This window comes from Streptomyces sp. NPDC091209 (assembly GCF_044757755.1).
In the GTDB taxonomy this organism is placed as follows: Bacteria; Actinomycetota; Actinomycetes; order Streptomycetales; family Streptomycetaceae; genus Streptomyces.
In genome coordinates, this window is record NZ_JBIVVR010000001.1 from 1,333,405 (window position 1) to 1,353,043 (window position 19,639).

18 protein-coding genes and 1 tRNA gene are annotated in these 19,639 nt (G+C 70.3%); 12 read left to right on the forward strand and 7 right to left on the reverse strand.

Annotated features, from left to right (window positions below; all coding sequences use genetic code 11):
* The first annotated feature begins 121 nt into the window (after positions 1-121).
* Positions 122-1,003 carry a DUF4429 domain-containing protein gene (locus ACIQRL_RS05765; protein ID WP_401327416.1) on the forward strand — a complete coding sequence of 294 codons (882 nt, stop codon included), beginning with the start codon at positions 122-124 and terminating at the stop codon, positions 1,001-1,003.
* 117 nt (positions 1,004-1,120) lie between these two features.
* On the opposite strand, the gene ACIQRL_RS05770 is transcribed toward ACIQRL_RS05765, so the two are convergent.
* A complete protein-coding gene (locus ACIQRL_RS05770; protein ID WP_401327418.1) occupies positions 1,121-2,689 on the reverse strand; it encodes a purple acid phosphatase family protein in 1,569 nt (522 codons plus the stop codon).
* Positions 2,690-2,853: 164 nt separating this feature from the next.
* Here ACIQRL_RS05770 and ACIQRL_RS05775 point away from each other — a divergent pair, with 164 nt between their 5' ends.
* Complete coding sequence (locus ACIQRL_RS05775) at positions 2,854-3,111, forward strand: hypothetical protein (protein ID WP_401327421.1); 258 nt, start codon at positions 2,854-2,856, stop codon at positions 3,109-3,111.
* A 14-nt stretch (positions 3,112-3,125) separates the two neighbouring features.
* Positions 3,126-4,943, forward strand: a complete 1,818-nt coding sequence (glmS, locus tag ACIQRL_RS05780; protein WP_401327423.1) for a glutamine--fructose-6-phosphate transaminase (isomerizing) — start codon at positions 3,126-3,128, stop codon at positions 4,941-4,943.
* Between the two features lie 176 nt (positions 4,944-5,119).
* Here the strand turns inward: glmS and ACIQRL_RS05785 are convergent, their stop codons facing one another.
* Together ACIQRL_RS05785 and ACIQRL_RS05790 are read right to left on the reverse strand one after the other, a co-directional pair.
* Positions 5,120-5,683 (reverse strand): GPR1/FUN34/YaaH family transporter, encoded by a 564-nt coding sequence (locus ACIQRL_RS05785; RefSeq protein WP_401327426.1) that lies wholly within the window; start codon positions 5,681-5,683, stop codon positions 5,120-5,122.
* 179 nt (positions 5,684-5,862) lie between these two features.
* Positions 5,863-6,390, reverse strand: a complete 528-nt coding sequence (locus ACIQRL_RS05790; RefSeq protein ID WP_261703579.1) for a universal stress protein — start codon at positions 6,388-6,390, stop codon at positions 5,863-5,865.
* A 569-nt stretch (positions 6,391-6,959) separates the two neighbouring features.
* Here ACIQRL_RS05790 and ACIQRL_RS05795 point away from each other — a divergent pair.
* The 5 genes from ACIQRL_RS05795 (at position 6,960) to ACIQRL_RS05815 (ending at position 10,614) form a co-directional block, all read left to right on the forward strand.
* On the forward strand, positions 6,960-7,355 hold the full coding sequence (locus tag ACIQRL_RS05795) for a hypothetical protein (RefSeq protein ID WP_401327429.1): 396 nt from the start codon (positions 6,960-6,962) through the stop codon (positions 7,353-7,355).
* A gap of 374 nt (positions 7,356-7,729) precedes the next feature.
* A complete protein-coding gene (locus tag ACIQRL_RS05800; RefSeq protein ID WP_401327431.1) occupies positions 7,730-8,971 on the forward strand; it encodes a helix-turn-helix domain-containing protein in 1,242 nt (413 codons plus the stop codon).
* Positions 8,972-9,113: 142 nt separating this feature from the next.
* Entirely contained in the window at positions 9,114-9,716 is a 603-nt protein-coding gene (gene orn / locus ACIQRL_RS05805; RefSeq protein WP_401327433.1) for an oligoribonuclease, read from the forward strand.
* 108 nt (positions 9,717-9,824) lie between these two features.
* Positions 9,825-9,897, forward strand: a tRNA-His gene (locus ACIQRL_RS05810).
* Between the two features lie 141 nt (positions 9,898-10,038).
* Entirely contained in the window at positions 10,039-10,614 is a 576-nt protein-coding gene (locus tag ACIQRL_RS05815; RefSeq protein WP_401327436.1) for a GNAT family N-acetyltransferase, read from the forward strand.
* A 1-nt stretch (position 10,615) separates the two neighbouring features.
* Here ACIQRL_RS05815 and ACIQRL_RS05820 read toward each other — a convergent pair whose 3' ends face one another.
* Both ACIQRL_RS05820 and ACIQRL_RS05825 read right to left on the reverse strand, forming a co-directional pair.
* Positions 10,616-11,446, reverse strand: coding sequence for a serine/threonine protein kinase (locus ACIQRL_RS05820; RefSeq protein WP_401327438.1), 831 nt, complete (start codon positions 11,444-11,446; stop codon positions 10,616-10,618).
* A gap of 77 nt (positions 11,447-11,523) precedes the next feature.
* The gene (locus tag ACIQRL_RS05825) at positions 11,524-12,579 is read right to left on the reverse strand and encodes a LacI family DNA-binding transcriptional regulator (RefSeq protein WP_401327440.1); all 1,056 of its coding nucleotides are present in this window, start codon (positions 12,577-12,579) and stop codon (positions 11,524-11,526) included.
* Between the two features lie 388 nt (positions 12,580-12,967).
* Between ACIQRL_RS05825 and ACIQRL_RS05830 the strand changes: the two genes are divergently transcribed.
* The 4 genes from ACIQRL_RS05830 to ACIQRL_RS05845 all read left to right on the forward strand — a co-directional run bounded on the left by ACIQRL_RS05830 (position 12,968) and on the right by ACIQRL_RS05845 (position 17,762).
* On the forward strand, positions 12,968-14,290 hold the full coding sequence (locus ACIQRL_RS05830; protein ID WP_401327443.1) for an ABC transporter substrate-binding protein: 1,323 nt from the start codon (positions 12,968-12,970) through the stop codon (positions 14,288-14,290).
* The gene (locus ACIQRL_RS05835) at positions 14,287-15,315 is read left to right on the forward strand and encodes a carbohydrate ABC transporter permease (RefSeq protein WP_401327446.1); all 1,029 of its coding nucleotides are present in this window, start codon (positions 14,287-14,289) and stop codon (positions 15,313-15,315) included. Before ACIQRL_RS05830 ends, ACIQRL_RS05835 begins: the two co-directional genes overlap by 4 nt.
* The gene (locus ACIQRL_RS05840; RefSeq protein ID WP_401327449.1) at positions 15,312-16,223 is read left to right on the forward strand and encodes a carbohydrate ABC transporter permease; all 912 of its coding nucleotides are present in this window, start codon (positions 15,312-15,314) and stop codon (positions 16,221-16,223) included. The genes ACIQRL_RS05835 and ACIQRL_RS05840 overlap by 4 nt, the downstream gene beginning before the upstream one ends.
* 108 nt (positions 16,224-16,331) lie before the next feature.
* Positions 16,332-17,762 (forward strand): GH1 family beta-glucosidase, encoded by a 1,431-nt coding sequence (locus ACIQRL_RS05845; RefSeq protein ID WP_401327451.1) that lies wholly within the window; start codon positions 16,332-16,334, stop codon positions 17,760-17,762.
* A gap of 184 nt (positions 17,763-17,946) precedes the next feature.
* Here ACIQRL_RS05845 and ACIQRL_RS05850 read toward each other — a convergent pair whose 3' ends face one another.
* Together ACIQRL_RS05850 and ACIQRL_RS05855 are read right to left on the reverse strand one after the other, a co-directional pair.
* Entirely contained in the window at positions 17,947-18,690 is a 744-nt protein-coding gene (locus ACIQRL_RS05850) for a helix-turn-helix transcriptional regulator (RefSeq protein ID WP_401327453.1), read from the reverse strand.
* Between the two features lie 10 nt (positions 18,691-18,700).
* Positions 18,701-19,639, reverse strand: a complete 939-nt coding sequence (locus ACIQRL_RS05855) for an alpha/beta hydrolase (RefSeq protein WP_401327456.1) — start codon at positions 19,637-19,639, stop codon at positions 18,701-18,703.

Below are 19,639 nucleotides of genomic sequence, written 5' to 3' on the forward strand. Positions count from 1 at the left end.
TCGGTGCCCGACGGGGGCCCCGGCCCGTCCTCGGCCGCGCCCCTCGCCGTGCCCTTCGAATCGGTCGAGAACCAATTGGTCGAGACCACTCTCCCGCAGACGCGGTGGAACAATCCCCGTCATGGCGGAAATCATCCAGCGGGACGGCACCTGGATCTTCGACGGCGACGCTCTGCGGCTGACCCCGGGACGGGACAAGAACGTCGGGCTGCTGCGCCGCACACTGGGTGAACTCATCATGCCGCTCGGCGCGTTGGCAGGGGTCTCGCTGGAGCAGGGCAGGAAGGCCGGGCGGCTCAGGCTCCGGCTGCGCGACGGCGCCGACCCGCTGCTCCAGGCGACCGGCGGCAAACTCGCGGAGCCGAACGACCCGTATCAGCTCACGGTGGAGGCCGACCGTTTCGGCGTCGCCGAGTACTTCGTGGACGAGGTGCGGGGAGCGCTGCTCCTCGACCAGGTTCCGTCCGACCCTGTCGACGGCTATCTGCTGCCCGGCCCGGCGGTGCCGCTGTCCGCGTCCGCCGGTGACGGCACGGCGAGCTTCGACGGTGAACACGTACGCCTGGAGTGGAACTGGAAGACGGAGGACGCGAAGTCCGCGTCGGGCGCCCGGACCCTCGCACTCGGCGACATCACGGCCGTCGAGTGGCGTCCGGCGGCCGGTCTCGAGAACGGCTGTCTGCGCTTCACCGTGCGCGGCGCCGACACCAAGGCGCCGCCGAAGTACGACCCCAACTCCGTCGAGCTGTGGGGCTTCAAGAAGGACCCGCTGATGGCGCTGGTCGCGGCGGCCGTACAGGCGCGACTGCCGCATCCGGCGGCGGCGGTGGAGGACCGGCCGGCCGGTGAGCCGGCGTTGCCCGCCGCCGCCGATCCCGGACCCGAGGCCGACCACGACGCCCTCCTGCGCAGGCTGCGCGAACTCGGCGAGCTGCGCAAGGAGGGCGTCCTGACGGACGAGGAGTTCACCCTGGCCAAGCAGGCGGTCCTCAAGCGCCTGTAGGAACGGGCGCTCGGGGACCGCCGCTCGCGGGAGCGGGCCACCGGCCAGGAGGCGGTACGCCCCGCCTTCCGGGCGTACCTGCGTGCCGGTGTCTCTACGTACCCGTGCGCCCGGGAGCTACTTGGCCCGGCGCGCGATCGTGAAGTGGTCGACCTCGGCACCGGTCTCGGCGATGCCGCGGACCTTCAGGGTTGCGAGGCGGCCCTTCGGGGCCGGGTTCACGTCGACGCGCAGGAACGAGTAGTTGAGGTAGCGCACGCGCGACCAGGCGACCGTCTCGGCCTGCTTGCCGTCCTTGAGGTTGATGAAGGAGGCGACGGACTCGACCTCGTTCTCCTTGCCCTCGTAGGACTCCGGGGCGGTGAAGGCGTACAGGCTGCGGCCGGCCGCGCCCGCCGTCACGTACACGACACCGTCGGTCTCCGTGTACGCCGTGCCGCCGATCGGCAGCTTCTTGGTGACCGCGTTCGCCTTGATGACGTCCGTGCGCTCGTACTGGTGGTTGTGGCCGTTGATCACCAGGTCGACGGTGTACTTCTCGAACAGCGGCACCCACTCCTGTCGCACGCCCCCCTCCGAGGCGTGCGCCGTGGAGGTGCAGTACGCGCAGTGGTGGAAGAAGATCACGACGAAGTCGATGTCCCGCGAGGCGCGGTACTTCTTGAGCTGGGCCTCCAGCCACTTCGTCTGAGTACCGCCGGAGATGCCGAGGTTGGCCGGAATCTCGAAGGAGATGTCGTTGGCGTCCAGCGAGATGATCGCCGTGTTGCCGTGGACGAAGGAGTAGACGCCGGGCAGGTTGGCCTTGTCGGGGCCGTTGTCCGGCAGCGTCCAGCGGGCCTCCTCGCCGCCGTAGCCGTTGGGCGAGTACCAGGCCTCCATGTCGTGGTTGCCGTACGCCGGCATCCACGGGACCTGCTTGGCGACCGTCTCGGTCTGGGCGAGGAACTGGTCCCAGATGCGCGAGTCGAAGCCGGTGTCGGCGGTCTTGCCCGCGCCGGACGGGTCCGCGTACGCGATGTCGCCGGCGTGCAGGTGGAAGGCCGGGTTCTGGGCGAGCAGCAGGGCGTCGTTGGCGAGGCCGTGGTAGCCGACGCCCTCGTCACCGAAGGCGGTGAAGGTGAAGGGCTCGGCGTGCGAGGGCGCGGTGGTGAAGGTGCCGAGCGTGCCGAGGAGGTGGGGCTCGGCCGGGTCGAAGCCCGCGTGGCCGACGCCGTAGTAGTAGGTCTTGCCGGGGCGCAGGTGGGTGAGCTTGGCGTGCAGGTAGTACTGGGTGTGGTCGCCGCTCGCGCCCACGCCGGCCGGCGTGTAGAGGGTGCGCACCTCGGCCTCGATCTTGCGCGAGAGGTCACAGGGGTGGGCGCCGATGCGGATGTAGGGCCTGCTGACCGCGACCGGAACCTGCCAGGAGACGGTCATCTCGGTGCGGGGGTCGTTGCCGAAGGCGAGGTGGCGGCCGAAGGGGGCGACGAGCGCGCCGTCCACCTTCTCCGTCGAGGTCGGGGCGGCCGTCCGCTGCGTCGGGACGGCGGCCTGTGCGACGCCGGGAACGAAGGCGCCGCCGGCGACGGCACCGATGGTCACGGCGCCGCCTCTGATCATGTTGCGCCGGGAGAACTTGGCGCGAAGGTACTCGTACTGCTCGGCCATGGTCATCTTCTCGGCGAGCTGGTCGGGTACGCCCATGCGTGGAGTGTCCATGGCACCAGAAGTTGCTCCCGGCAATCGACGCGACGCAAGACGCCGCATGGACAGCCTGTAAACAGCACACCATAAGAGATCCAACACCCGGTTGCCCGATATCGGGCAGGATTCTTGCGAATCGTCTTCCGGTGCCCCAGGATCATCGAGTGCACGACGAACTCGTTGATCATTTGACGCGGTCGACCCCCCTGAACCGGGGCGAGGCGCTGCGAGTGATCCAGGACGTGCTCGCCTACTTCGACGAGACGACCCCCGAGTTCGTCCGTCGCCGCCACCGCGAGCTCCAGGCCCAGGGCCTGGTGAACGCGTCGATCTTCGAGCGGATCGAAGCGGACCTGAAATATCGCGCGGTCGCGCCGCCGGAGCTCACGCTCAGGCAGCTGCGCCGCATCGTTTACGGCTGAGGGACTCTACGTATATGTGCGGAATCGTCGGATACATCGGCAGGCGTGATGTGACCCCGCTGCTCCTCGAAGGGCTTCAGCGCCTGGAGTACCGCGGCTACGACTCGGCGGGCATAGTCGTGACCTCCCCGAAGTCGGCCGGCCTGAAGATGGTCAAGGCCAAGGGCCGGGTCCGCGATCTGGAGGCCAAGGTCCCCAAGCGCTTCGCCGGCACCACGGGTATCGCCCACACCCGCTGGGCCACGCACGGCGCCCCCTCCGACGTGAACGCGCACCCCCACATGTCCGGCGACAACAAGGTCGCGGTCGTCCACAACGGCATCATCGACAACGCCTCCGACCTGCGGAAGAAGCTTGAGGCCGACGGCGTCGAGTTCCTCTCCGAGACGGACACCGAGGTCCTCACCCACCTGGTCGCCCGCTCCCAGCAGGAGAAGCTGGAGGACAAGGTCCGCGAGGCGGTGCGTGTCATAGAGGGCACCTACGGCATCGCGGTGATGCACGCCGACTTCCCCGACCGCATCGTGGTGGCGCGCAACGGCTCCCCCGTCGTGCTGGGCATCGGCGAGAAGGAGATGTTCGTCGCCTCGGACATCGCCGCCCTGGTCACCCACACCCGCCAGATAGTCACGCTGGACGACGGCGAGATGGCCACGCTCAAGGCCGACGACTTCCGGACGTACACCACCGAGGGCACCCGTACGACGTCCGAGCCGACCACCGTGGAGTGGGAGGCCGCGTCGTACGACATGGGCGGCCACGACACGTACATGCACAAGGAGATCCACGAGCAGGTCGAGGCCGTGGACCGCGTGCTGCGCGGCCGTATCGACGACCGGTTCTCGACGGTCCACCTCGGCGGGCTGAACCTGGACGCCCGCGAGGCGCGCGCGGTGCGCCGCGTGAAGATCCTCGGCTGCGGCACCTCGTACCACGCGGGCATGATCGGCGCCCAGATGATCGAGGAGCTGGCCCGTATCCCCGCGGACGCCGAGCCGGCCTCCGAGTTCCGCTACCGCAACGCGGTCGTGGACCCCGACACCCTGTACATCGCGGTCTCCCAGTCCGGTGAGACCTACGACGTGCTGGCCGCCGTCCAGGAGCTGAAGCGCAAGGGCGCGCGGGTGCTCGGCGTGGTCAACGTCGTCGGCTCGGCGATCGCCCGCGAGGCGGACGGCGGCATGTACGTCCACGCGGGCCCCGAGGTCTGCGTCGTCTCGACGAAGTGCTTCACGAACACCACCGTCGCCTTCGCGCTGCTCGCCCTGCACCTCGGCCGCACCCGTGACCTCTCGGTCCGCGACGGCAAGCGGATCATCGAGGGCCTGCGCAAGCTGCCCGCGCAGATCGCCGAGATCCTGGAGCAGGAGGACGAGATCAAGAAGCTGGCCGCGGAGTACGCCGAGGCCCGCTCGATGCTCTTCATCGGCCGTGTCCGGGGCTACCCGGTGGCCCGTGAGGCCTCGCTGAAGCTCAAGGAGGTCTCGTACATCCACGCCGAGGCCTACCCGGCCTCCGAGCTCAAGCACGGTCCGCTGGCGCTGATCGAGCCGGCGCTGCCCACCGTCGCGATCGTCCCCGACGACGACCTGCTGGAGAAGAACCGCGCCGCCCTGGAGGAGATCAAGGCCCGCAGCGGCCAGATCCTCGCCGTGGCGCACCGCCACCAGGAGAAGGCCGACCAGACGATCCTCGTCCCGAAGAACGAGGACGAGCTGGACCCGATCCTGATGGGCATCCCGCTCCAACTCCTCGCCTACCACACGGCGTTGGCGCTCGGCCGGGACATCGACAAGCCGCGCAACCTGGCCAAGTCGGTCACCGTCGAATAGTCGGGCAGCCGGTCACCGGGCGGCCCGCCGCCCGAACGATCAGCCCGCATCATCCGCCCGCCGCGACACGTCCCCCGCAGACGGCCGGACATGAACGATCCCCGTGCGCACCACCCGCGCACGGGGATCGCCCTTCAAGGGGCCGGAGCCGCCCAATGCCCCGGCCCGCGCCGAGGTCAGCCGGTGGCCGTCACGCCTCGGCCGGCGGCGCGTCGCGGAAGTGCCGTGGGCCAGTGGGCGAACGCCGCGGTCGCCGCGTACCAGGCGACCGCGCCGGACGCGACGGCGAACCAGCCGCCCGCCTTGGCAAGGTCGGTGCTGTCCGCGAAGCGGCCGATGGCGAGAAGCAGCAGGGAGACGAAGAAGAGTCCGTAGGTGCCCTGGCCGAGCACGTCCCCGCCCGCGAGGGCGAGCGACAGCACGACGAGTGCGAAGAGCAGCAGGAAGAGTCCCGCCGCGTTGTCGGAGACCTGGCCACCGGCCGAGACGGCCCAGGTGAACCAGAGAGCGCCGAGTCCCGTGAAGGCCGTACCGGTGGCCGTGTCACGGTCGCGGAACGCGAGCAGGCCGGCGACGAAGAGCGCAACGCCGCCTACGTAGTGGGCGAGTGACACGGCGTCGGCCGCCGTCACTCCGTCGATCAAGCCGGTGTACCCGAGGCCGAAGGCCAGCAGGGTGACACCGAGCGCGAGTCTTCCTACGATCGTGGTGGTGCTTCCCGCAGAGACGTCATTGTCCACGGCGGGCTCCCTTCATGCGTGTGCAGTCGCGCTGCGCCGTACCGGTCGCCGCGTAGGACCGGCGTCCCGTATATGCCCTTCACAAAGGCACAAACACCTCTACGCGCCAGTAGGTTCACCCACCGCGCACAGAACGCCCTCCGCCCTCCGGCGGCCGTCCCACCTGGGATGACGGTGCGTTACGGAATGACGATGACGGGCCGCTTGGCGCGCTTGGCGAGCCGGCCGGCGACCGAGCCGAAGATGCGCCCGACGATGCCGTGCGTGGAGCCGACCACTATCGCGTCCGCCTCGTACTCCCGGCCCACCTCTTCGAGTTCGTGGCAGATGTCACCGCCGCGCTCGACCAGGATCCAGGGCACCTCGGAGAGGTATTCGGCGCAGGCGAGCTCCAGCCCCAGCACCTCGGTGCGGTGGTCGGGAACGTCGACGAAGACCGGTGGCTCGCAGCCCGCCCACACCGTGGTGGGCAGCCGGTTGGCCACATGGACGATGATCAGGCCGGAACCCGAGCGGTGGGCCATCCCGATCGCGTAGGCGAGGGCACGCTCGCTGGACGTCGAACCGTCGAAACCGACGACGACGCCGTGCTTGAAGGCTGGATCGCAGGACTGGCGGGGTTCTTCCGCCGCCAGGGGCTCGGCCGCCGTGGGATCGGCGAGCGGGCGCTTGCGGTCCGCGGGATCGAAGAATTCGTGACCGGCCATGGGTGTCTCGGCGTTTGGATCCTCGTGGTGGGGACGACAACGAACGGCAGAGCTGTGTCTGGGAAACATCTTCCCAACCCCATACCCCCAAGGGTACGGCGGCACGCCTCCTCTGCCCAGATCCCGCGCGCCTTACGCGGCATTCCAGGGAGCATGCATGAGAAGGCGCCCGTAACGCAATGGTTGCTGCCCCGTACAGGCGGTTTGCGCAAGGCACCCCGGGAATTTGCTCAGGCTCCCGGGGAACGGGGGCCGGCGTCGCCGTGCGGAGCCGGGCCGCCCCCTTCCGGACGCACGCGCCGCCGGCCGGGCAGTGACCGGCCGGTCGAACACGCGTTGAACGGGACACAGCCACCGCCATGGAGAACGGACGCCATGGAGAACACGGAGAACACCGGAGTACTAGGGAGCAGCACGTGCCCGGACCCGACACCGTCCCTCATTCCTCCGCCCCCTCCACCCCGTCCACTCCCTCCGGCCGCTTCCCGTCGCACGCGGCACCCCCGCCGGGATCGCGATCGGGAACACACTCCGCAGCGTGTCCCCCGGCGGCGCCCGCGACCGACACCGTGGGCGATGTGGTCCGCTGGGCGGCCTTCAGCTGCGTCCTGGTCCCGGTGGTCCTCCTCTGGTGCGGCACCTCGCTCGCCGGCGCGACCGGCACGGCCCTCGGTCTCGCGGCCGTGACCGGTGCCTGTCTGGTCCTGCTCCGCCAGTCCGAGCGGGGGGCGGCGCCGCCGGCCGAGGAACGACATGGGGTGTCCCGCTCACGCACCCGGCAGGGCGACGCGCGGCAGCGCGGGCGGCACGGGCGGAGCGGCCCGGGGAACACGGGCGCTACGAGGAACGCGGGGTGCACGGGGCGCCGGAGCGGAGCGGGACCGTGGGCCGGCCCACGAGGCGGAAGCGGCGCGGGAGTTCACCGAGGCGCTCGTCACAGTGGGGGAAACAAGCCGGTCGACTGACCGGTTTGCGCGTACGGCTACGCTTCTTTTCAGCCAACTTGTGGCTGTGGCCCATCCCTTGCTCGAACGACCCCCCAACCCCCGTTCGACCTGCGCTTAAAGGGGTACGGAGGGCGCGCGCACCCTACGTGGATTGGCCACTGCCACGAGGCGCACTTCCCTGCGGCGCCCACGAGTGCAACGCTTCGTGATCGAATGCTTCACGCCAAGTTGCCATGTCGACATTCTGCGGAGTACCGAACTGGTCACCTTGGCGTCAGCGGACACAGTAGATTCGATCTTGTCTTACGGCGGGGGACTCGTGCAGGACCGAGGGGAAACGTGCAGGAGCGACACAACCGAGGAGCCGCGACCACCGAGGGGGGCTTAGCAGGATGAGCCACGACTCCACTGCCGCGCCGGAAGCCGCGGCCCGGAAGCTGTCCGGGCGACGCCGCAAGGAGATCGTCGCGGTGCTGCTGTTCAGCGGCGGCCCCATTTTCGAGAGTTCCATTCCGCTGTCGGTGTTCGGGATTGACCGCCAGGACGCCGGCGTGCCGCGCTACCGCCTTTTGGTGTGTGCCGGCGAGGAAGGCCCGCTGCGGACCACAGGGGGCCTGGAACTCACCGCACCACATGGCCTGGAAGCGATCTCCAGGGCAGGCACGGTGGTCGTGCCCGCCTGGCGGTCGATCACCTCGCCACCACCGGAGGAGGCGCTCGACGCACTGCGCCGCGCTCATGAGGAAGGCGCCCGCATAGTCGGGCTGTGCACCGGCGCCTTCGTGCTCGCGGCGGCCGGTTTACTGGACGGCCGTCCGGCGACCACCCACTGGATGTACGCACCGACTCTGGCCAAGCGCTATCCGTCGGTGCACGTCGACCCCCGCGAGCTCTTCGTGGACGATGGCGACGTGCTGACATCGGCGGGTACGGCGGCCGGAATCGATCTCTGTCTGCACATCGTGCGGACGGACCACGGCAACGAGGCGGCCGGCGCGCTCGCCCGGCGTCTGGTGGTCCCACCGCGCCGCAGCGGCGGCCAGGAGCGCTACCTCGACCGGTCGCTGCCGGAAGAGATCGGTGCCGATCCCCTCGCGGAGGTCGTCGCCTGGGCGCTGGAGCATCTCCATGAGCAGTTCGACGTCGAGACGCTGGCGGCTCGCGCCTACATGAGCCGCCGGACCTTCGACCGCCGGTTCCGCTCGCTCACCGGAAGCGCTCCGCTGCAGTGGCTGATCACTCAGCGCGTGCTTCAGGCCCAGCGCCTCCTGGAGACGTCCGACTACTCGGTGGACGAGGTCGCGGGCCGCTGCGGCTTCCGTTCGCCGGTCGCGCTGCGGGGTCACTTCCGCCGCCAGCTCGGTTCGTCGCCCGCGGCGTACCGGGCGGCGTACCGCGCCCGCAGGCCGCAGGCCGACCGGTCCCCGGATCCGGACGGCCCGACGGGTCCGGTCGGACCGCCCACGTCGCTGCACCAGGAGCACGCGGGCCCGGTCCCGATGCAGACCCGCCGCACCGCGGCGGCCGGCGCCCTGGGCGCGGCCGCGTCGCTCTCCGCGGAGGCGATGCGGGAGCGGGCGGAGTTGTACGCGGCGAGCAGGCCGAGCCTGCCCGGACAGCGCAGCGCGCCGTAGTCCGGCAGGCGGAAGACGCGCGGGGCCCGCACCTTCGGGTGCGGGCCTCTTCGCACGTGGGCCCGGCCCCGGAGCGATCCGCCACCCCGGCGGGACGCACGGGCGGGTCCACCGGACGGGGGCGGGCCGTAGGGTGAGACACATGAACGATCGCATGGTGTGGATCGACTGCGAGATGACCGGACTCTCGCTGTCGGATGACGCGCTCATCGAAGTGGCCGCGCTGGTCACCGACTCTGAGCTGAACGTGCTCGGCGACGGTGTGGACATCGTGATCCGCCCGCCGGACGCGGCCCTGGAGACGATGCCGGACGTGGTGCGCCAGATGCACACGGCCTCCGGCCTGCTGGAGGAGCTCGCCGGGGGCACGACCCTGGCGGACGCCGAGGCGCAGGTCCTCGCGTACGTACGTGAGCACGTCAAGGAGCCGCGCAAGGCCCCGCTCTGCGGGAACTCCGTCGGCACGGACCGCGGCTTCCTGCTGCGCGACATGGCGGCGCTGGAGGGCTATCTCCACTACCGGATCGTGGACGTCTCCTCCGTCAAGGAGCTGGCCCGCCGCTGGTATCCCCGGGCGTATTTCAACAGCCCGGAGAAGAACGGCAATCACCGCGCCCTGGCCGACATCCGCGAGTCCATCGCCGAGCTCCGCTACTACCGCGAGGCGGTCTTCGTCCCGCAGCCCGGCCCCGACTCGGACACCGCCCGCACCATCGCGGCCAAGCACGTCCTGCCCGCCGAATAGGCCTTTGACGGGGCCCTGATGGGCCCCGGAAAAAGCCGTGCGCGAGCACCCCTTCAGACCCTGTACACTTTTTCTCGGCCGGTCGGAGAAACACGAAGACCGGACATGGTGGGTGTAGCTCAGTTGGTAGAGCACCTGGTTGTGGTCCAGGTGGCCGCGGGTTCAAGTCCCGTCACTCACCCTGAGTAATCAGCCGGTGACCTGTTGAACAGGTCACCGGCTGATTGCGTTCCCGGGCTTCATCGCAGCTGATCCCCCTCCGCGCCGATCCGCCGGGACTCCGCGGAAGCGGGCGCGAGCCCCCGGCCCGTACGCTCCCCTCGTGCGTCCTCCCGAGGAACCCTCCGCCCCCGAAGCCCACCGCCGGAACCGGCCCGCCGAGCCCGTCCCCGGCGCGGTCACCGAACCGACGGCCTCCACCGCCCGGCTCGGTCTCCTCCCGTTGCGCGTCGAGCATGCCGAGGAGATGGCCGAGGTGCTGTCGGACCCGGCGCTGCACGCGTTCATCGGCGGGGCGCCGCACACTCCGCGGGCGCTGCGGGCACGGTACGAGCGCCTTGTCGCCGGCTCGCCCGATCCCGCCGTGATCTGGTGCAACTGGGTACTGCGGGAGCGTACGGACGGACGTCTGGTGGGGACCGTCCAGACGACCGTGTCGGGAGAGGTCGCGGAGGTCGCCTGGGTGGTGGGCACGCCCTGGCAGGGGCGGGGATACGCGGTGGAGGCGGCGCGGTCGCTGGTCCGGCACGTGGTCCGCGCGTTCCCCGTCCGCACGGTCGTGGCCCATGTGCACCCCGCTCACCACGCGTCCGCCACCGTCGCCGCGGCGGCGGGACTCACCGCGACCGATACCGTCCTGGACGGCGAGGTCCGCTGGGAGCTGACGGTACGACGGTGACTCACCGCTCCCGGGACGCCCCGGCGGCGTGCCAGGCGGCCGCGAAGCGGTGCACGTCGCCGTAGCGGTCGTCCGGGTCGGGGAAGGTGGCGCGTTCGACGACCGCCAGCTGCTGCGCGGTGCCGCGCCAGGCGCGTTCGTCGTCACCCGCGTCGAGCAGGAGCCGGGCGGCGCGGCCGAGGGTGAACACGGTCGTACGGGTGTCGATGACGGCGCCGCGGACGAACTCCTCGGGGGCCATGAACCGTCGTGATCCCGGCAGCCGTTCGTCGTCGAGGACGAAGGGGCCCGGCCGGTACTCGTCGAGGTCGATCAAGTGGACGGCGCGGGCACCGAAGTCGTAGAGCAGCGCGCCGTCGTAGAGGTCGACGGCGACATGGCCGGCGGCCTCCACGGTGAGGTGCGCGTCGAGGACCCGGTCGAAGGCGCGCCGCACCTCGGCGGTGGGAAGCGACCGGAAGCGGGACATGGGGCTGCCCGGACCCGTACGGTCCTGGGGCCCGCCGCCCTCGGCGGGGCGGTACAGCACCTCACCGGAGCGCCAGGGCATGACGACCGCCCAGTCGTCCCGCACGGCGATCCGGTGGACCTGCGGGACGATCGCCGTGTGCCGAACGGCCCGGTGAAACGCCCATCCTCGTTCGAGTGAACAGCGACCGCGTTCGTTGACCGCCTCCTTGACGAACCACCGGGCACCGTCGAGCAGCCGCACTCCGTACGACACACACCCCGAGTCCTGCTCCCCGAACACCCTGAACACCTCGCCCACCCGGCCCAGATAGGACTCCACGGCGGGCACTTCGTCGATTCCCAGCAAGGGATGCAGGACCATGGACGCCAGCCTGCCCTACCCGGACGCCCGGGAACGACAGAAGCGCAGGCCGGACACCCCGAATGAATCCGGGCGCCCTACGACGAGGCCCGCACCACCAGTTCCGCCGGCAGCACCAACTGGCGCTTCTCCAGACCCCGGGAGACCGCGGGACGGCGGTCCGCGATCTCGCCGAGGAGGAGGTCGATCATCGCGCGGCCCATCTCCTCGATGGGCTGGCGGACACTGGTCAGGGGCGGGTCCATGTGCCGGGCGATGGCGGAGTCGTCGTAGCCGATGAGCGCCACGTCGTCCGGGATGCGGCGGCCGGTCTCGCGCAGCACCTGGCGGGCGCCCGCCGCCATGACGTCGGAGCCGGCGAACACCGCGTCGAGGTCGGGGCAGCGTTCCAGCAGCAGGGACATGGCACGCCGGCCCCCGTCCTCGGTGAAGTCTCCGGGGACGATCAGTTCGTCGACCACCGGGCGGCCCGCGTCGAGCAGGCCCTGGCGGTAGCCGTCGACGCGTCGCTGGGCGCCGTAGACGTCCATGCGGCCGGCCAGGTGCGCGATTCTGCGGCGGCCCCGCGAGATGAGGTGCTCCACGGCCGCGCGCCCGCCGCCGTAGTTGTCGGAGTCCACCGACGGAAGCGTCTCCTCGGCCGAGCGCCGGCCGCTGATCACCGCCGGGATCTCCAGCTGGGAGAGCAGGTCGGGGAGCGGGTCGTCGGCGTGCACCGAGACCAGCAGGACGCCGTCCACCCGGTGCGCCGCGAGGTACTGGGCCAGGCGCTGGCGCTCCCGGTCGCTGCCCGCGAATATCAACAGCAACTGCATCTCGGTCTCGGAGAGTTCGGCACCGACACCGCGCAGCATGTCCGAGAAGTACGGTTCCGCGAAGAACCGGGTCTCCGGTTCGGGAACGACCAGCGCGATCGCGTCCGTGCGGTTGGCCGCGAGGGCGCGGGCCGCCGTGTTCGGGACGTACCCGAGCTCCGCGACCGCCGCCTCGACCGCGGCGCGGGTCGCGTCGCTGACCCGTGGGGAGCCGTTGATCACCCGGGAGACCGTGCCGCGGCCCACTCCCGCGCGCGCGGCCACCTCTTCGAGGGTCGGCCGCCCACCGCTGCGGCCCCGCGCTCCGTGGACTGCCATGGACTCCGCCTCCTGTCGACACCAAGTTGGCCTGGAATCTAACAGCCTCGTCCGAGAAGGCGAGCGCCGCTGGGCCGCCGTCCCGGGAGCCTTGTCCCACCGGCCGCTCGTCTTCGAACGCCGGACGGGCTATAAGACTCTTCAGGCCATGTGGCGGAATGACATCTTCAGCTAACAGGCCGATAACTGAACGCATCTCTCCGCTCCCCCACCCTTGACACCCTCGCCGGAACCGACGACTCTTCAACACATCACTGGTGGGAGCGCTCCCACAGTACCTGACACATACACAACCCGCACGTTCCCCGCCCGAGCCGCAGCGAGTAACAACGGGCGCCACCAATGCAGTTGGCCGGGGGGTCGGCACGTCAGGCAACAGGAGGACGCAATGCGTACGAGTACCCGCCGGTCCCGCAGGCTGGCGGCCATCGCGGCCGTCGCAGCGATGACCGCAGGGCTGCTGGCCGGCTGCTCGAAGGACTCGAACGACGACTCGTCGAACTCGGACGGGGGAGGCGGCAAGGGCAAGACCACGCTGACCATCGGGACGTTCGGCGTGTTCGGCTACAAGCAGGCCGGTCTCTACGACCAGTACATGAAGCTGCACCCGGAGATCTCGATCAAGGAGAACGTCACCACTCGTACCGACGTCTACTGGCCCAAGACGCTCACCCGTCTCCAGGCCGGGTCCGGCACCGACGACATCCAGGCGATCGAGGTCGGCAACATCACCGAGGCCGTCCAGACCCAGGCCGACAAGTTCGTCGACCTCGGCAAGGACGTCGACAAGTCGCAGTGGCTGGACTGGAAGACCGCCCAGGCCACCACCAAGGACGGCAAGACGATCGGACTCGGCACCGACATCGGTCCGATGGCGATCTGCTACCGCAAGGACCTCTTCGCGAAGGCCGGTCTGGAGACGGACCGGACCAAGCTCGCCGCGCAGTGGAAGGGCGACTGGTCCAAGTACGTGGCCGTCGGCAAGGACTACATGAAGAAGGCGCCCAGCGGCACCAAGTTCGTGGACTCCGCCTCCTCGGTCTACAACGCGGCCCTCGGTGGCGAGAGCCAGCGGTACTACGACAAGGACGGCAACGTCATCTGGGACAAGTCCACGGGTGTCAAGAAGTCCTGGAACGCCGCGATGGACGTGGCGACCAGCAACATGTCGGCGAAGCTGAAGCAGTTCGACCCGACGTGGGACCAGGGCTTCGCCAAGGGCTCGTTCGCGACCGTGGCCTGTCCCGCGTGGATGATCGGCTACATCGAGCAGAAGTCCGGTGACTCGGGCAAGGGCAAGTGGGACGTGGCGGCGGCGCCGACCGCGGCCAACTGGGGCGGTTCGTTCATCGGCGTGCCGGTGGCGGGCAAGCACCAGAAGGAGGCTGTCGCGCTGGCCAAGTGGCTGACCGCGCCCGAGCAGCAGGCGACGGTCTTCGCCAAGCAGGCCAGCTTCCCCTCGACCCCGGGGGCGTACGCGAACCTGAAGCCGGCCGCCGACACCACGGCGTACTTCTCCGACGCCCCGATCACGCAGATCTTCGGCGACTCGGCGAAGACCATCCCGGTCCAGTACTTCGGCGTCAAGGACCAGCCGATCGGTACCGCGATCACCGACGTGGGCATCCTCCAGGTCGAGCAGAAGGGCAAGACTCCCGACCAGGGCTGGAACGCGGCAAAGGCTGAGATCAAGGACGTGCTCGGCCAGTGACCAGCTCCAAGCAGGCTCTCGCGCACCCCGCGACGAGCGCCGACGCCGCGCCCGGCTCTCAGCCGGGCGCGGCCCGGGGCGCTCAGGGTCGCGGTACGCCGGCGCCGAACCCGGATTCCTGGCGCAGCCGGCTGTACCGCTGGGACATGAAGGCGTCGCCGTACGCGTTCATCGCCCCCTTCTTCGTCTTCTTCGGTGCCTTCGGGCTCGTACCGCTGCTCTACACGGCCTGGTACTCGCTGCACAACGTGCAGCTGTCCGGCCTGGACCACCAGACCTGGGCGGGTCTGGACAACTACAAGAACCTGCTGTCCTCGGAGTTCTTCTGGAACGCCCTGGAGAACACCTTCACCATCGGCCTGATCTCCACGGTGCCGCAGTTGCTCATGGCGCTCGCGATCGCCCACCTGCTCAACTACCGGCTGCGCGGCTCGACCGTGTGGCGGGTCGTGATGCTCACCCCGTACGCCACCTCGGTGGCGGCGGCGACGCTGGTCTTCACGCTGCTGTATTCGTGGGACGGCGGCATGGTCAACTGGCTGCTGCACTTCGTCGGGGTCCACCCGATCAACTGGCGCGAGTCCGACTGGGGCGGTCAGTTCGCGGTCTCCTCGATCGTGATCTGGCGGTGGACCGGCTACAACGCGCTGATCTACCTCGCGGCGATGCAGGCGATCCCCACCGACCTGTACGAGTCGGCGGCTCTCGACGGCGCGGGCCGCTGGCAGCAGTTCCGCCACGTGACGATCCCCATGCTGCGGCCGACGATCCTGTTCACGGTGGTCGTGTCCACGATCGGCGCGACGCAGCTCTTCGGTGAGCCGCTCCTGTTCGGCGGGGTCAGCGGTTCGAAGGGCGGCTCCGCGCACCAGTACCAGACGCTCGGCCTGTACATGTACGACCAGGGCTGGGGCATCGGCAACCTCGGCAAGGCGTCAGCGATCGCATGGACGATGTTCCTGATCCTGCTGATCGTCGCCGCGATCAACCTGCTGATCACCCGACGGCTGAGGAAATCCCAATGACCACCACTGAACTGACTGCCCCTCAGACTCGGGTGAAGGGAACCCCGGGTGTCCGGGGTCCCGGACGCCGCCGGGTGCTCGGCGCGGGCAAGCAACTGCACGCGGGTCCGGTCACCTATCTCGTCCTGACCGTCTTCGCGCTGGTCTCCCTCGCTCCGTTGGTCTGGACGGCGGTCGCGGCCTCACGCAACAACCAGCGGCTGGCGCAGACACCGCCGCCGCTGTGGTTCGGCGGGAACCTGTTCAAGAACCTCCAGGCCGCGTGGGAACAGGCCGGGCTCGGCACCGCGATGGTCAACTCCACGATCGTCGCCGGGACCATCACCATCGGTACGGTCGTGTTCTCCACGCTCGCCGGGTTCGCCTTCGCCAAGCTGCGGTTCAGGTTCTCCGGCCTTCTGCTGCTGCTGACCATCGGCACGATGATGATCCCGCCGCAGCTCGCCGTCGTACCGCTGTATCTGTGGATGAGCAACCTGGGCTGGTCGAACCAGCTCCAGACGGTCATCCTGCCCACCCTGGTGAGTGCCTTCGGTACGTTCTTCATGCGGCAGTACCTGGTCCAGGCGCTGCCCTCCGAACTGATCGAGGCGGCGCGGGTCGACGGCGCCAGCAGTCTGCGCGTCGTCTGGCATGTCGTCTTCCCGGCGGCTCGGCCGGCCATGGCGGTGCTCGGCCTGCTGACGTTCGTGATGGCCTGGAACGACTTCCTCTGGCCGATCATCGCCCTGAACCAGCAGAACCCGACCGTGCAGGTCGCGCTCAACGCGCTGGGAACCGGCTACGTGCCCGACCAGGCCGTGATCATGGCGGGCGCGCTGCTCGGCACGCTGCCGCTGCTCATCGCCTTCCTCCTGTTCGGCAAGCAGATCGTGGGCGGGATCATGCAGGGCGCGATCAAGGGCTGACCGCCCCTCCAGGGGGCCGGGTCACCGCCGCCTCGGCCCCCTCAAGTCCCGCCTCTCCTTCCCTCCTCCAACCCATCGGTCTTCACGACCCCCCTTGGGAGCGCTTCCATGCCTGAGTCCGTAACGCCCGTGACTTTCCCTCCGGCCTTCCTCTGGGGCGCGGCGACCTCCGCGTACCAGATCGAGGGCGCGGTGCGGGAGGACGGCCGCACGCCCTCGATCTGGGACACCTTCAGCCATACACCTGGCAAGACGGCCGGCGGCGAGCACGGTGACATCGCTGTCGACCACTATCACCGCTACCGCGACGACGTGGCCCTGATGGCGGACCTCGGACTGGGCGCGTACCGCTTCTCGGTCTCCTGGTCGCGGGTGCAGCCGACCGGCCGGGGCCCCGCCGTCCAGCGCGGCCTGGACTTCTACCGGCGCCTGGTCGACGAGCTGCTGGCGCACGGCATCAAGCCGGCCGTCACCCTCTACCACTGGGACCTGCCGCAGGAGCTGGAGGACGCGGGCGGCTGGCCCGAGCGCGAGACCGCGCTGCGTTTCGCCGAGTACGCGCAGATCGTGGGCGAGGCGCTGGGCGACCGCGTGGAGCAGTGGATCACGCTGAACGAGCCCTGGTGCAGCGCCTTCCTCGGGTACGGCTCAGGAGTGCACGCCCCCGGCCGGACGGACCCGGCGGCGTCGCTGCGCGCGGCCCATCACCTGAACCTCGCGCACGGGCTCGGCACTTCGGCGCTGCGCTCCGTGATCCCGTCCCGCAACTCGGTCGCGGTGAGCCTCAACTCCTCGGTGGTCAGGCCGGTTTCGCAGGACCCGGCGGACCTGGACGCCGTCCAGCGCATCGACGACCTGGCCAACGGCGTCTTCCACGGCCCGATGCTGCACGGCGCCTACCCGCAGACCCTGTTCACCGCGACCCGTTCGGTCACCGACTGGTCGTACGTGCAGGACGGCGATCTCACCGCGATCCACCAGCCGTTGGACGCGCTCGGCCTCAACTACTACACGCCGACGCTGATTTCGGGGGCCGCCGCTCCCGCCGACGGTCCGCGCGCGGACGGTCACGGCGCCAGCTCGCACTCCCCCTGGCCGGGCGCGGACGACGTCGCGTTCCACCAGACCCCGGGCGAGCGCACGGAGATGGGCTGGACGATCGACCCGTCGGGCCTGCACGACCTGATCATGCGGTACACCCGTGAGGCGCCGGGCCTGCCCCTGTACATCACGGAGAACGGCGCGGCCTACGACGACAAGCCGGACCCGGACGGCCGCGTCCACGACCCCGAGCGCATCGCCTACCTCAACGGCCACCTGACGGCCGTGCACCGCGCGATCGCCGACGGCGCGGACGTCCGCGGCTACTACCTCTGGTCCCTGTTGGACAACTTCGAATGGTCCTACGGCTACGGCAAGCGCTTCGGCGCGGTCTACGTCGACTACGCCACCCTGGCCCGCACCCCGAAGTCGAGCGCCCACTGGTACAGCCGGGCGGCCCGCACGGGAACGCTGGCACCGGTGACGCCCGCCGAGTAGGCCCACGGTCCGGGGGACACGGGGGACACGGGGGACACGGGGGACGGGGCGCGGCACCCGAGGGGGGTGCCGCGCCCCACCGCGTTCGACCCCGTTCCCCCACCGCAGGGACCTCGCCCACGCGCTGTCCCTCCCGCGGCCCCGGGGCGATCCGGACGACGCCCTGGTGCTGTGACGGGGAGCCTCACCGAGGCGGTGCGTCCCGTTTCCCGGGCGGAGGCGTGAGTGAGGCCAGCGCGGTGGGCCGCACCGCGCCGGCCGCGGCCGAGCCGAGCAGCAGTCGGGTCAGATCATGGGGCCGCGCCCGCTCCTCGGTCGGAGCCGCCGCTGTGATGCGGTCGAGCCGGAAACCCCGGCCGGCCTGCCGCGTGCGGCACCAGGCGATGAGGTACCACCGGCCGTCGGTGGTCAGCAGTCCGGCGGGCTCCACCACGCGGTCGCTCTCGCGTCCTGCCGCGTCCACGTAGGACAGCCGCAGGACCGCGTTCGTGGTGAGGGCCTCCTCCACCGCGGCGCGGACCGTGGAGTCGGTCGGGGAGGGCAGCGCGACGATCCGTGCGGCGAGTTCCTGTGCCGCCACCGAGGCGGGACCGGTCATCGAGGCCGCGATCTTCTGGGCTGCCGTGCGGGCCGCACCGGCGTACGGTGCGGAGGCGTCCGCCCCGGCGAGCGCGACGGCCAGTGCCGAGGCTTCGGCGGCCGTGAACCGGATCGGGGGCAGGGTCATCTCCGGGTCGATCGACCAGCCCCCGCCTCGCCCGGGTGTGGCGCGCACCGGGACACCGGCCTCCATCAGCGCCTGGAGGTCACGCTGCACCGTGCGGGTGTTCACCTCGAATCGAGCGGCGAGCGCGGCGACCGTCAGTGGCCGCGGCGCCGCCGCGCGCAACTCCTCTACCAGCGCGTAGAGCCGAGTGGTGCGGTTCACGCGGCCGACGTTACCGTCCCGCGGTGGACAGGAAGTCCCGCTCGCGCCGCAGTTCCCGCTCGGTGATGGTCAGAGGGAACAGGGTGAAGCCGTGCATCGCGCCGGCGACGACACCGAGTTGCACAGCCGCACCCGCCGCCTGCCAGCGTTGAGCGAGGAACAGCGAGTCGTCCAGGAGCGGATCCTCGGTGCCGACGACGATGCGGGCGGGCGGCAGGCCGGCCAGGTCGGCGAACAGCGGTGAGACCTCGGGATCGCGGCGCTGTTCCGTCCCCATCGACGGTGTGAACAGCTCATAGCTGCCCCGCAGCGTCTCGGTGTTGGTCAGCAGCCGCTTCGATCCGAACAGTCGCTGGCTCGGTGTCATCGACAGGTCGTAGGGGCCGAAAAGCAGGTGGGCCGCCCGGAACGCGCCGGTGATGCCGTGCCGGTCGCGAAGGCGCAGCAGGGTCACGACGCTCAGGTGGGCACCGGCCGACTCACCCCCGATCAGGAGCCGTCGAGTGCCGAACTCGGCCGCGGCGTGGTCCACCAGCCATCGGGCGGCCGCTTCGCAGTCGTCGGGGCCGGCCGGGAACGGGTGTTCCGGCGCGAGGCGGTACTCCACGCTGACCACGGCCAGCCGTGCCTGCTCGGCGAGCCGCCACAGCCTCTCGTCCTGCCCGTCGGCGGAGCCGAACGCCCAGCCGCCGCCGTGCAGGTGCAGGTACACGCCGTCGACGTGGTCGGGTACGAACACGCGGGCCTTCACCCCGCCCGCGATGACGCGGTCCTGGCCCTGCGGCAGTCTCACCGGGGGCGCGTCTCCGGCGAGCCGGTTGCGCCGCAGGGCGGCGAGCAGGGTCGCGTCCGGCACCCCTTCGCGCGCCGGGCGGCTCGCCGCGGTGGCGGCGAAGCTCTCGTTGAACTTCAGGGTCTCGGCGAGGCAGTCCTCGTCTGTGATCGTCAT

Excerpts from the sequence above, each read along its gene's own strand:
- ACIQRL_RS05765 (WP_401327416.1), top strand. The coding sequence starts at position 122 with ATGGCGGAAATCATCCAGCGGGACGGCACCTGGATCTTCGACGGCGAC.
- ACIQRL_RS05770 (WP_401327418.1), bottom strand. The coding sequence starts at position 2,689 with ATGGGCGTACCCGACCAGCTCGCCGAGAAGATGACCATGGCCGAGCAG.
- glmS (WP_401327423.1), top strand. The coding sequence starts at position 3,126 with ATGTGCGGAATCGTCGGATACATCGGCAGGCGTGATGTGACCCCGCTG.
- ACIQRL_RS05790 (WP_261703579.1), bottom strand. The coding sequence starts at position 6,390 with ATGGCCGGTCACGAATTCTTCGATCCCGCGGACCGCAAGCGCCCGCTC.
- ACIQRL_RS05800 (WP_401327431.1), top strand. The coding sequence starts at position 7,730 with ATGAGCCACGACTCCACTGCCGCGCCGGAAGCCGCGGCCCGGAAGCTG.
- orn (WP_401327433.1), top strand. The coding sequence starts at position 9,114 with ATGAACGATCGCATGGTGTGGATCGACTGCGAGATGACCGGACTCTCG.
- ACIQRL_RS05820 (WP_401327438.1), bottom strand. The coding sequence starts at position 11,446 with ATGGTCCTGCATCCCTTGCTGGGAATCGACGAAGTGCCCGCCGTGGAG.
- ACIQRL_RS05825 (WP_401327440.1), bottom strand. The coding sequence starts at position 12,579 with ATGGCAGTCCACGGAGCGCGGGGCCGCAGCGGTGGGCGGCCGACCCTC.
- ACIQRL_RS05830 (WP_401327443.1), top strand. The coding sequence starts at position 12,968 with ATGCGTACGAGTACCCGCCGGTCCCGCAGGCTGGCGGCCATCGCGGCC.
- ACIQRL_RS05840 (WP_401327449.1), top strand. The coding sequence starts at position 15,312 with ATGACCACCACTGAACTGACTGCCCCTCAGACTCGGGTGAAGGGAACC.
- ACIQRL_RS05845 (WP_401327451.1), top strand. The coding sequence starts at position 16,332 with ATGCCTGAGTCCGTAACGCCCGTGACTTTCCCTCCGGCCTTCCTCTGG.
- ACIQRL_RS05855 (WP_401327456.1), bottom strand. The coding sequence starts at position 19,639 with ATGACGATCACAGACGAGGACTGCCTCGCCGAGACCCTGAAGTTCAAC.